8 protein-coding genes are annotated in these 13,578 nt (G+C 33.8%); 2 read left to right on the top strand and 6 right to left on the bottom strand.

Annotation, left to right across the window (positions count from 1 at the left end; translation table 11 throughout):
* Positions 1–12: 12 nt before the first annotated feature.
* The 6 genes from CLOCL_RS02060 to CLOCL_RS02035 all read right to left on the bottom strand — a co-directional run bounded on the left by CLOCL_RS02060 (position 13) and on the right by CLOCL_RS02035 (position 5,153).
* A complete protein-coding gene (locus CLOCL_RS02060; protein ID WP_014253786.1) occupies positions 13–675 on the bottom strand; it encodes a TadE/TadG family type IV pilus assembly protein in 663 nt (220 codons plus the stop codon).
* 131 nt (positions 676–806) lie between these two features.
* On the bottom strand, positions 807–1,022 hold the full coding sequence (locus tag CLOCL_RS02055; RefSeq protein WP_014253785.1) for a Flp1 family type IVb pilin: 216 nt from the start codon (positions 1,020–1,022) through the stop codon (positions 807–809).
* A 34-nt stretch (positions 1,023–1,056) separates the two neighbouring features.
* Positions 1,057–1,923 carry a type II secretion system F family protein gene (locus tag CLOCL_RS02050; protein ID WP_014253784.1) on the bottom strand — a complete coding sequence of 289 codons (867 nt, stop codon included), beginning with the start codon at positions 1,921–1,923 and terminating at the stop codon, positions 1,057–1,059.
* A 16-nt stretch (positions 1,924–1,939) separates the two neighbouring features.
* Entirely contained in the window at positions 1,940–2,806 is an 867-nt protein-coding gene (locus CLOCL_RS02045; protein ID WP_014253783.1) for a type II secretion system F family protein, read from the bottom strand.
* 9 nt (positions 2,807–2,815) lie between these two features.
* A complete protein-coding gene (locus CLOCL_RS02040; RefSeq protein ID WP_014253782.1) occupies positions 2,816–4,054 on the bottom strand; it encodes a TadA family conjugal transfer-associated ATPase in 1,239 nt (412 codons plus the stop codon).
* 31 nt (positions 4,055–4,085) lie between these two features.
* A complete protein-coding gene (locus CLOCL_RS02035) occupies positions 4,086–5,153 on the bottom strand; it encodes a P-loop NTPase family protein (RefSeq protein ID WP_014253781.1) in 1,068 nt (355 codons plus the stop codon).
* 361 nt (positions 5,154–5,514) lie between these two features.
* On the opposite strand from CLOCL_RS02035, the gene CLOCL_RS20840 reads away from it, so the two are divergent.
* A complete protein-coding gene (locus CLOCL_RS20840) occupies positions 5,515–9,252 on the top strand; it encodes a leucine-rich repeat domain-containing protein (RefSeq protein WP_014253780.1) in 3,738 nt (1,245 codons plus the stop codon).
* Between the two features lie 329 nt (positions 9,253–9,581).
* On the top strand, positions 9,582–13,340 hold the full coding sequence (locus CLOCL_RS20835) for a leucine-rich repeat domain-containing protein (protein ID WP_014253779.1): 3,759 nt from the start codon (positions 9,582–9,584) through the stop codon (positions 13,338–13,340).
* Positions 13,341–13,578: the final 238 nt, after the last annotated feature.

Below are 13,578 nucleotides of genomic sequence, written 5' to 3'. Positions count from 1 at the left end.
GAATTATTTTCTTTACCTACTGCTAAAGTTATTTATAAATGTATTTACCTTATTAAAAACACTTGCTATTTTTTGCCCGACTATAGTATCCTCCAAAAAATCTATAGCCATATCCGTATTTCTTATGAGCTCAGCAGGATCTACAACCGGAATTTCTGCTCTAGAGCATGATTTTATAATAGTCGGGGTATCCTCTCCTAAAAACCTAATAGGAAATTTAATCTGGTAATGAACTTCGACGGAAAAAGTCGAATAAAGAACATAGTTATTATATGAAGCAATTTTTCCGGCATTCTTATCAAGGACAGGCTGCATTCCCCTAAAAAATGTAAGTTCTCCCGCTAAGGCCTTTTTTACTCGCTCTTCTATCATGTCTTCCACATCACCCATGTTGCCAAATATGTACCTATAGGGTTTTACATCAACACTTGTAGGTACAGCTCCGCCATTAGCTTCCATTTGCGCCAATAATGGATCAGCACAATATTGCGCTCCCAAAATTGCATATTCAGTCACTATGCTATTTATCTGGCACTGCTTGTATATAACGTTGCCAAAGAGTATTAGAAAGAATAAAACAAAGAACATTACAGGAAAAACAATACTTGCTTCAACAATAATAGCACCTTTGTCCTCCTTAGCAAAACTTTTAACTCCTGCTTTCAAATTTTTCATAGCCCATACCTCAAATCCTAATTTATCTTAAGAAAATTGACATTGAAACACCTCAAATTACTCATAAAATACATCTTCAACCCAAACAAGGTAGAACAAACAATGTTCTACCTTATTCAGTTTGGTTTACGCTATTTGTTATCCATAGCATTAGTTGCGTTTTCAGTTAATTTAGCAAATAAAACATCAAGTAATTCCTTAACTTTATCCTTGAAAATTATTGCTAAAATAACTGCAATTCCCATTAAAACAACGGTTGCTATAATGTTTACTTCACCTTTTTCGTCGGATAACCACTTAGCTAATTTAACTTTTGCATATGTAGCAAAAAACTTTAACTGAGTCATTATTTTCACCCCCCTTCACAAATAAAATTTTTAATTAGGCTCCTATATTAGCAAATATTGGAACTACAATCATAATCAGTATACCTAAAAACATGATACTCATTGGTATAAGCAGTTTGCTTGCTGCCTTTTCTCCCTGTCTCTTCACTCTTTGTTTTTTGGCATCCCATACTTCTTTACTTTGCTCTTGCAAAATAGCCGCAAGCTCACTGTTTCCTTTTATCAACCCTTGAATCAATGTAGATGTAAGCTTTTTTATCTCGGGTATTATACATCTTACACCAAACTCATACAAAGCATCTATTTCAGTAACTCCGTTTTTCATCTGGTCAACACTTCTCTGCATCTCTTGATAAAAAGTAGTATTTCCACCCTTAGCTACTGTTTCCCACGCTTCTCTTAATATCATTCCGGCATTTGTAAGTAATGCCAGCTTTGAGACAACTTCAGTAAAATCTCTCAACATTTCATCAGAACGCTTTAAAATCTTCTTATGAGTCAATGTTCCATAGTAATAGAAAGCTAGTCCTGAAAACATAAACATTACAAGAAGTACCCCAATTTCGTTAGTCAACCCGTAAAACACGAAAGATATTACAAAAAGTGTCATAGAAAGAGTGACCTTCTGAGCATGTATCACTCTTAAAAAGTACTCTGCATACTTGTCCCCATACAAAATCTCAATTTCGTGCTTCAGTTTACGGTCAGACTTTGAATTAAATGAATATCTGAACGTTTCAAGGGCTGCATACCCCACTCCGTATATTTCCTTTAAGGGAAAATCCTTCTCATTCAAACTGTCAAACATTCCATCATACTTGTTTCCTAATATGAAAAATATTAGCCACAACAATAAAGCTACAGTTCCCACTGTCATTATTACAATATTAAGGGTTGACATTTACCTAGAATCCTCCCTAAATCTTTATATCCAATATTTCACGACCTATAAAATAGGCTATGACAAAAGCCCCGATTGCTATTGATGTTGAAATTATTCCAACGAGTGACGAAAAGTTTGCGGCAAATTCAGGACTCATCATTTTAATTACTGCAACAAGGCCTATTGGCAAAAATATCATTATAGTCTGTTCCGTTTTATTGGCCGTTACTATGGTTTCTATATCTTCTGCAATTTCCATTTTTTCACTAAGTATAATATAAGTATTCTTTATAATATCCTTTATGTTTCCACCTTTGCGGTAGCAAATATTGAATACATTTGCAAAACTCATGATGTCTTCTATTCCGCTTCTTCTCCCAAAATCCTCCAAAAGCTCTTCTATCCCTATATTATTCTGAATGCCTGAATTTATCACTTCAATTTCCTTTACTATGTATGCATCATCAGAATATTGAACACGCATATCGTTGTACGCAGCAATAAATGAATCAGGGACGTTCTTACCTGCACCCAATGACGTTGCTACTGATTCCAGCATATCTCTAAACTGGTTTTTAAGAATTCTAATTCTCTTATCCTTTATTTGTTGTGTGCGTATCGGTAAATATATCTTCCCAGCCAGTAAACCCACTACAGACGGTATAATTATATCTAGCACCCTTGTCAAATTAGTGGGTTGTCCCAATTCATCCCTGCCTATGCCTCCATAGAATAGGTATCCAACAGCCGCTCCAGCAATAAATGCCAGAAGAAAATATCCAATTTTTTCAACTGCCTTCATATAATATACTTTGTAATTAATTGTAGGAATATTTGTTGCAGATAAATAATACTCAGGCTCCTTTTCTTCAACCTTCTTTTTGCCTCTAAATATCCCCATCATATCACCTCATATCTCTCTAAATATCCCAGCTGCTCTAAGTTTATCATATTTTATAAGCTCATTTTTCCTTACAAGACTTCCCACTACTTTTTCAGCAGTACTCTTTTCAGTATCTTCCTCAAAAACATAAAGCGGATTTAATTTAATCATGCCATTTTCATAACCTAGCACTTCGGTTATCTCAACCGTTTTTCTGGAGTAATCTCTCATTCTCGAAAGATGTATAATTATATCAAGAGCCGATGCTATCTGCTGCCTTATTGCTTCCAAAGGTAATCCTTCCGCGCCTTGCAACACCATTGTTTCTAGTCTGCTCAGCATATCTTGGGTGGAGTTTGCGTGACCCGTCGAAAGTGAACCGTCATGCCCGGTGTTCATAGCTTGGAGCATGTCAAGCGCCTCTCCGCCTCTAACCTCACCGACAACGATTCGCTCAGGTCTCATACGAAGAGATGCTTTTATTAGATCTCTCATAGTTATTTCTCCGGAACCGGTTGAATTTGCCTTCCTCGTCTCCAAACTGACCAAATTGTCAACTCCGACAATCTGCAATTCAGCTGCATCTTCTATTGTGATTATTCTTTCATCTTTTGGAATAAAATTGGAAAGTGCATTAAGAAATGTAGTTTTTCCCGATCCAGTTCCCCCACATATGAATATGTTGTATTTTGCTCTCACCAAAAGCTCTAACTTCTCAGCAATTTCTTCCGTTATCGAACCATATTCTATAAGTTTCTCTATGGTCATAGGCGATTTTGAAAATTTTCTGATGGTCATTGTCGGCCCGCACAAAGCAATTGGTGGCAATACAACATTGACACGCGAACCATCAGGAAGTCTTGTATCAACAATTGGATTTGCCTGATTTACTTCACGCCCTGCTAAGCCAACTATTCGCTGAATGATATCCTCCAGCTTTCTTTGACTCTCAAACTTCATGTCCAGTCTCGAAAGCTTTCCGCTTTTTTCAATAAATATTTTATCCGGACCATTTATCATTATTTCGGTAATTGAATCATCCGCCAATATTGCATCTAATGGTCCAAATCCTCTAATAGAGCTAAATATCTCTTGTGCTATTTTTATTTTCGTTTCAATGGTGAGATATTGCTCAGACGTTTTGTCCTGGACTATCTTCTCAATTTCCGCCTGTAACTCGTCATTTTCAAGTTCGCTCAACGGAAGATTTTGGGTAACATATTTCTTGATATCGTTCAATAAGTCTTTGTATTTATCTAGATCCATTCTTTCTACTCCCCTATTAAAATACTTCTTATTAGCCCACTATTCTTTTTACTAAATCCAAAGTAGACAATTTATCTACAATTTGCTTATAAGAAGCGTTTTCAAACCTCTGTACTCCACCTATTACATTCAAATTTTCAATGTTACTTGAGCAACTCATTTTGTTACTAAATTTGTTATATATAAGTGATAATTTCGATAATAATGGAATCTCCAGTTGTTTTTCATAAATTGCAAGTGCATCATACGCTCTGCGCAGCTTAATATTCGATACCTCTAGACCGTCGCATACAAATATAACCTTTGTACTTAGCTTTAGATATTCAACAAAAGACTTATCAATTCTAAAATTAGTATCAATAATTATATACTGATAAGTATCTGATAAAGTAAGATTATTGAGTAAACTTCTTATCTCATCACTGTTAATTTCCGCCATATCCAAAGCTACTTTGCATGGATCATAAAAAAATACACCTGACGGATCCTGCTTTACGGTGCTCTCCAGCTTTAAATTCAAATTTGATTTTTTACTCTTTAGAGCATATATAACGTCACTAAAATCAAATTGTCCAGGAGCACTAAAAACGCAGTTAGAATCTCCACACTGCTCCATATTGAGGTATAAAGTCTTGAATCCCTGCTTAGCAAATGCAATAGCACAAGCCGCTGCTATAGTCGAACACCCTACACCACCGCTGGCAGACGTAAAAGTTATAACAGCTGTTCCGGAATTACTGTCGAGTTTAAACTCTGCAAAATTGGAAACCTTCTCGGCATAGATACTAAGTACTTCCTTATAAATTAACTCGCCTTTTTGGAATTTGCAGATGGCACTTTGCCCTCGAACTGACTCAATGCCAGGAGACTCTACAAAATATGCAAAACCACACCTTTTAGGAAGTCTATTAACATTGATTTCAAAAGAATCACTACAGATAAACACATTTATTTTGCATTCTTCAAGCTTTCCAAGAGCCACATCTAAATCTGTAAACGAATATATCTCCAATTTATCTGCATATCTATTACCCAACGCTGTTGAAATTCGTTCTAAAAAAATAGGATTCTCATCAAGAATTGCTAGTTTTATTTTCATTTTAATTACCCCTCATATAACATTAAATCATTTTTTCCACATTCACCATGAACTCTCTCTATTTCTATCTCTAAAGTCTATAAAGTCTATCTTTCTTCGTCGTTCAGTTATATATGTCATATTCAATTTAAATAGCATAATATTTCCTAAATTTTATTATATTATATATTATTTTTTTTAAGGTTTCAATAATATGTTTAAAACAACTCAAATATTTACTGGAAAAATTATTTCCCAATTCACTTTTTTTCAAAAATTTTTAATCTTTTTCGCTCTGGTGCTTGCTGGATGTTTTAGAATATACTATTATTATCATTGTAACTTAATATAGAAAATTAAAAATAGTTAGGGGGATTTTTTAATGGGTAATTTTAAAAGACTTCTTTGTCTCGTTGTAACTGTTTTCTTTACCTTTCATTTTTATGTTACATCAGTAGCTGCAGCTCACGCCACAATATCTGATGATATCTTGCAGCCTTTTAGTATTGATGAAGCCGAGGCAAAATTAAAATTGCATTCTAAAATATTTGATTTTTCTGAGCAATCTGAAAATACTCTCCTATCCACGGCCACATATTATAATTTTAGTGTTTCCGAAATCAATAACTTACCTAAATTCAATATAAAAAGGGGACCGGAAATCATTTCTGGAAAAGTAGAACTTACTTTTGAACCTTTCCCCGGTGTCCAAAATTATGAGATACTTTTCAGCAAAGATGGAAATTTTGAAAATTCTGATTATAGGGCAATTAATGACTATTCATCATTTAGCTATTCATTGCAAAACTTTTTACAGTCTAATAAATGGTACGTCTATGTTCTTGCATATAACAGCGACGGAAAGATAATTGCCCATTCCGACGTAAAGGCTTTCACAATACCGGAGGACTATCCAATTTCTTTTGAGCCATTTCTTGAAAAAGTTGTTAGAAAAGCTATGAATAAACCTACCGGTGAAATTTATAAAAGTGATGTTGAAAAGATAAAAGTACTGGATGCTTCAAATCAAGGTTTAATTTCACTAGCAAATATCAGCCTTCTTACCAATCTAGAAGAACTTTATGTACAAGATAACCTTATACGGGATTTCCCCTTCGATGAATTTGCTAAAATGAAAAAATTATCAAAAGTTGATTTTAGCAATAATTTATTAGGAGTATATTCTTCCAGTTCTTTAGATCTTTCAAAAGTTAATATTGCAGAATTGAATTTATCTAATAACTGTATAAAAAGCATAAGTTTTTATCAGGAAAACAGTTCAATTAAAGAATTGAATTTATCCTCAAATCGTATATCTGACATTAGCAGTTTTAATAAAATAACTAACCTTAAATCTCTTTACCTAAAAAATAATCCTATAGAAGACTTCGGTCCTATCAGTGAATACTACGACAAGCTGGAAAATAAGGATTTTACTATGCCTTCATCTACTCCAGAAAACGAAGGTGCAACAGAGCCTTCTCCAACACCTTCAGAAACACCCGTTTCGTTCCAAGATAAAAATTTAGAAAACACAATCAGAAATTTAATTCGTCGTTCTAGCGGACCAATATATCCAAGTGACTTAGCAAATATTCATTATTTGTCTATCTCATATAAAAACATTGAAAGTCTTGAAGGCATTCAAAACCTTTCAGAACTAAGAGTTCTATCAATGTCTAATAATTTAGTAACTGACTTAACACCCTTGGAGAGTTTAAAAAATTTAAAGGATTTATATCTAGACGGTAACAAAATAGAAGATCTTACATCCCTCGGAAAACTCGAAAACTTAAACAGCTTATTCTTATCTAATTGTGAGATTTCCGACATTACTCCATTAGGTAAATTATCTAAATTAAACTATCTATATGCTGACTATAACAACATATCCGATATTACTCCTTTAAAAAATCTAAAAAATTTATGCTTACTATGGCTTAATAATAATAACCTGACAGATATATCAGCTCTTTCAAAGCATGACAATTTTATCATGTTGAAGCTAGATAAGAATAAAATTACAAACATTGATGCTTTGAAAAATTCAATATATTTAAATAACCTTTCTTTAAGTTCTAATCCAATTACTTCAATCGACGTTCTAGGAAACTTAGTTAACTTGCAATATCTCGGTTTAAGTTCAATATCTACTTCAAATTTTAACAGTTTAGAAAATCTAAAAAAATTAAATGATTTATTTTTAATAAATAATGATATTAAGGACATTAGCTTCTTAAGAAATTTAAAAAGACTGTCATGGCTAAATATTAGCCAAAACAAAAACATAAAAGATTATAGCCCTATCAATGAATTAGCTGACTTGTCATTTCTGGGTATTTCTAATAACTCAATAGAAAATATCGATTTTTTAAGTAACCTTACAGGTTTAACTACTTTGTACGCAAGTGGAAATTCAATAAAAGATATATCTTCTTTAAAAGGTTTGTATAATTTAACATTAATCGATTTAGCCAACAATAAAATCTCAGATATCGAAAGTTTGAGGGAACTAAATAAATTAACAACTTTATATCTTGTTTTCAATAATATTTATGACTTTAACCCTGTATCGTCATTATATAATCAATTACAAAAAGCCGATTTCGATTTAAATGGCTCGGAAACCACTGGCATAAAAATAAACAGAGAATCTATAGTTATAACTAAAGGAAATAAACCTAAAAAACTTACTTATGCTGAATTTGCAAGTTTTCTTGTAAAAACCTTTGACTTGAAAGACAATTCGAGCGCGAAGCCTTCTCTTAATCTTGTTTCTGAAGATGACCCATATTACAAAGACATTGTAATTGCGTATAAAAATAGGTTTTTTTACCCTATTCTACCCTCTGATTTTAAGCCTTATGAATATGTGACCAGAAGAGATTACGCATATAATGTTATAAAAGCACTAAAGTATGACATGCAGTTCCCTTTCACTACTTATATAGAAGACATTACTAATATATCAACTGAAAATTTTTCTGCTATTGCTGCTGTTGCCGCAGGTTTGATGACACTTAATGAAAAAAATCTCTTTTGTCCCGAAGAAATAATGCTTTTGGATATTGACGCACAGTTAATACCGATAGTTTCACCTACAAATGCTGTCAATAAAAGAGTAATATGGTCGTCCAGCAATGAAAAAGTTGCTACTGTTGATTCCACAGGATTTGTTAAAGGCATATCCGAAGGAACAGCAGAAATAACCGCTACAACTATAGACGGAAAGTATTCTGTTAAATGTGTGGTTACCGTACTTCCTTCCGATGATGAAGATGAAGAACCACAACCATCTCCTGAACCTCAGCCAACTCCTAGTCCTACAAGCAACCCAGGCAGCGGTAATTCAGGCGGCAAACCTGGCGGCGGTTCCGGCGGTGGTGGAAGTTCCGGCGGTGGTGGAGGTTCCAGCGGTGGCGGTTCCGGTGGAGGCTCTGCAGGTGGGCCGTCCTCCGGTGACGTGCCTAATTCCCCAAAACCAACACCGACAATCACAAGCAATCCGGTAAATACCAATACGCCAACTTCTACACCTACTACTAGTACGCCCGTAGCAACTCCTACACCTACATCAATTAGCATTAAATTTACCGATGTGGAAAATCACTGGGCAAAAGAAACCATAGAAATGCTGGCTAGCAAGGGTATAATTAGCGGTTATCCCGATGGTACTTTCAAACCTGACTCAAACATGACAAGAGCTGAAGTATCTGTTGTTTTAGCTAAAGCAATAGGATTAGATTCAACAAAATCCAACTTAACCTTTAAGGATTCAAATAATATTCCTCAATGGGCAGAAGGATTTATACAGGCTATAGTGGATAAGGGAATCATTAAGGGTTATGATGATGGTGAATTTAAGCCCAACAGGGTTCTTACCCGTAAAGAAATGGTTGTAATGGCAGTAAACGCCTTTAATATTGAAGGTGTAGAAATTGAGCTTCCCTTTGCGGACAGCAATACTATTCCAAACTGGGCTAAAAGTAGTGTATGCAAAGCATTTAGCTCAAACATTGTTAAGGGATATGCCGATAACACCTTTAAACCTGACAATGAAGTAACAAGAGCAGAAGTTTGCACGATTATTGCCAAGTGCCTTGAGTTAGTTGCCAAGTAACCATATTCATTCCTAAAACTTCAAGGCATAATTAGAATATAACAAAAACCACTACATCTCATAAATCAAATGAAATGTAGTGGTTTTATTTTTTTGCTAATTTTAACTTTCAAAGCATTATTATGCTTTTTTCATTGCTATATTTTTTTTGCCTTAGCAACGATATTCTCAGCAGTTAATCCATATAATTTCATAACATCTTTTGCTTTGCAGGACTTACCGATCAACTAATGTTTTTTGTTCTGGTGCTTGCTGGATGTTTTAGAATATACTATTATTATCATTGTAACTTAATATAGAAAATTAAAAATAGTTAGGGGGATTTTTTAATGGGTAATTTTAAAAGACTTCTTTGTCTCGTTGTAACTGTTTTCTTTACCTTTCATTTTTATGTTACATCAGTAGCTGCAGCTCACGCCACAATATCTGATAATATCTTGGAGCCTTTTAGTATTGATGAAACAGAAATAAAATTACAATTGCAATCTGATATATTTGATTTTTCAACTCAATCTGAAAATACTCTCCTATCCACGGCTACATATCATAATTTTAGTGTTTCCGATACCAGCAACTTGCCTAAGCTCAATATAAAAAAGGGACCGCAGGTTTCTAGTACACGAATAGAACTCACCTTTGCCCCTTTTTACGGTGCTAAAAATTATGATATTCTTTTCAGCAAAGACGGAAATTTTGAAAATCCTGATTATAAACAAACTAGTGACCATACATCCTGTAATTTTTCATTATATAATTTTGTACATAACAGCAAATGGTACGTCTATGTACTTGCATATAACAGCGATGGAGAAATAATTGCCCATTCGGATGTGAAAACTTTCCTTGTACCAGAAGACTATCCAATACCTTTTGAGCCATTCCTTGCAAAGGTTATTAGAAAAGCTATAAATAAACCTAATGGTGAAATTTATAAAAGCGATGTCGAAAAAATAAAAGTACTTGATGCTTCAAATCAACGTTTAACTTCGTTAGCAAACATTAGCTTCCTTACCAATCTGGAAGAATTATATGTACAAGATAATCTGATACGAAATTTCCCATTTGATGAGTTTGCTAAAATGGAAAAATTGGCAAAAGTCGATTTAAGTAATAATTTATTGGGAGTATCATCTTACGGTTATTTTGATTTTTCTAAGGTTAATATCGCAGTATTGAATTTATCCAACAATTGTATAAAGAGCATAAATTTCCATCAGGAAAACAGTTCAATTAAAGAATTGAATTTATCATCAAATCGTATATCAGACATTAGCAGTTTTAATAAATTGACAAACCTTAAATCGCTTTATCTAAAAAATAATCCTATAGAAGACTTCAGTCCTATCAGTGAATACTATGACGATCTGGTAAATAAGGATTTTGTTCTGTCATCATCTGCTCCGGAAGGAGAAGGCACAACTGAACCTACATCTTCTGAATCCCCTATTACTTTCCCGGACAAAAATCTGGAAAAAGCAATCAGAAGTTCAATTCGCCGTTCCAGTGGATCAATATATCCAAGCGATCTAGCAGATGTTTATCTTTTAGATATTTCAGATAAAAACATTAAAAATCTTGAAGGTATTCAATATTTTTCGAATCTAAGATCTCTATACATGTCTGACAATTCAATAACAGACATTAAACCTCTTGAAAGTTTAAAATATTTAAAGGATTTATATCTTAACGGCAACAAAATAGAAGATCTAACACCGCTTGAAAAACTTGAAAACTTAAATATTTTAGATTTATCAAATTGTGATATTTCGGATATCACCGTATTAAGCAAATTGACGAAATTAAACGATCTATATCTTGATAATAACAATATATCGGATATAACCCCTTTGAAAAATCTTAAAAATTTATGTGTATTATGGATTCAGAATAATCAGCTGACAGATATATCAGCTCTTTCAAAACACGATAATCTCGTCATGCTGACTCTATACAACAATAAAATTAAAGACATCAGTGCCTTAAAAAACTCGGTATATCTTCAGGATCTCATATTAACCTTAAATCCGATTTCATCAATTGACGCATTAGGGAATTTAGTTAATTTAGGTTTTCTTAGTTTAAGTTCCATTTCTGTTTCAAATTTTGATATTTTAAAAAATCTTAAGAAATTATATATGTTAGATTTATATAATAACAATATTAGCGATATTAGCTTTTTAAAAGATTTAAAAAAACTGACAATACTAGATATAAGCAATAATAAAAATATAAAGGATTATAGCGCTGTTGAAGAATTAATTGACTTATCAAACTTAAATATTTCCGATAACTCAATAGAAAATATCAATTTTTTAAGTAATCTTACGAGCTTAAAATATTTGTATGCGTCCGGAAATTCAATAAAAGATTTGACTCCGCTAAAAGATTTGTATAACTTAACATTACTAGATTTAGCCAACAATAAAATCTCGAAAATCGAAAGTTTGAGCAAATTGAATAAATTAACAACTTTATACCTTGCATTTAATAATATTTATGCTTTTAGCCCCGTTTCGACATTTTACGATAAATTACGAAATAAAGATTTTAATTTAAATGCTACTGAAACCACTGGTATTAAATTAAATAGAGAATCCATAACTATAACCAAAGGAAATAAACCTAAAAAACTCACTTATGCCGAATTTGCAAGTTTTCTTGTAAAAACTTTTGACTTAAAGGATAATCCAAATCCAGTTCCTGATCTTCCTTTGGTTTCTAAAGATGACCCGTATTATAATGACATTGTAATTGCATTAAAAAACAATGCTCTTTACCCAATTGACCCTGCTAATTTTAATCCTACTGAATATGTTACCAGAAGATATTATGCTTCTAATATTCTAAGCTTATTGAACTACAATCTGCAATCACCTTTCAGCTCTTACATAAAAGACCTTGAGCCGAAAGCTGAAAATATTCCTGCAATAATTGTTGTTGCTGCAGGTTTGATGACACTTAATGAAGATAATCTATTTTGTCCCGAAGAAGTAATGCTTTTGGATATTGACGCACAGTTAATACCGATAGTTTCACCTACAAATGCTGTAAATAAAAGAGTAATATGGTCGTCCAGCAATGAGAAGGTTGCTACTGTTGATTCCACAGGCTTTGTTAAAGGCATATCCACAGGAACTGCGGAAATAACCGCTACTACTTTAGACGGAAAGTATTCTGCTAAATGTACAGTTACTGTACTTCCATCCGACAACGAAGATGAAGAACCACAGCCAACTCCTAGTCCTACAAGCAACCCAGGCAGTGGTAATTCAGGCGGCAAACCTGGCGGCGGTTCCGGCGGAGGCGGTAGTTCCGGTGGTGGCGGTTCTAGTGGTGGAAGTTCCGGTGGTGGTGGAGGTTCCAGCGGTGGCGGTTCCGGTGGAGGCTCTGCAGGTGGGCCGTCCTCCGGTGACGTGCCTAATTCCCCAAAACCAACACCGACAATCACAAGCAATCCGGTAAATACCAATACACCAACTTCTACACCTACTCCTACTAATACGCCCGAAGTAACTCCTACACCTACACCAATTAGCATTAAATTTACCGATGTGGAAAATCACTGGGCAAAAGAAACCATAGAAATGCTGGCTAGCAAGGGTATAATTAGCGGTTATCCCGACGGTACATTCAAGCCGGATTCAAACATGACAAGGGCTGAAGTATCTGTTGTTTTAGCTAAAGCAATAGGATTAGACCCTGCCGAATCCAACTTAACCTTTAAGGACTCTAAGGATATTCCGAAATGGGCAGAAGGATTTATACAAGCTATAGTGGATAAGGGAATCATCAAGGGATATGACGACGGAGAGTTTAAGCCTAATAGGGTTCTTACCCGAAAAGAAATGGTTGTAATGGCAGTAAACGCCTTTAACATTGAAGGTATAGAAATTGAGCTTCCCTTTGCAGACAGCGATGCTATTCCAAACTGGGCTAAAACCAGTGTCAGCAAAGCCTTTAGTTCAAACATTGTTAAGGGATATGCCGATAATACCTTCAAGCCTGACAAGGAAGTAACAAGAGCAGAAGTTTGTACTATTATTGCAAAATGCCTGGAACTAATTGCTCATAGCAATACCGGTTCTTAAAACCTTCAACACATGAACTGCGAAATTAAACTTTAGCTGTATATAACTTTTGGCAATTTAATTCAATAAAAAATCCACTATATTTCAAGAAAGTATATGATATATAGTGGATTTTTTTAATTAAAAATAATATTTAAATCTATTAACTAATTTACTTCTATTTTTTGTAATTGCAAAATAAATATTCCTAATTATTTTTTATGGCTCTTGATAGACAATTAATTATAATTTATTATTA

Source organism: Acetivibrio clariflavus DSM 19732 (assembly GCF_000237085.1).
GTDB classification, from domain to species: domain Bacteria; phylum Bacillota; class Clostridia; order Acetivibrionales; family Acetivibrionaceae; genus Acetivibrio; species Acetivibrio clariflavus.
Note: the sequence above shows the minus strand (reverse complement) of the source record. Positions and strands in the feature narration are given on the sequence as shown.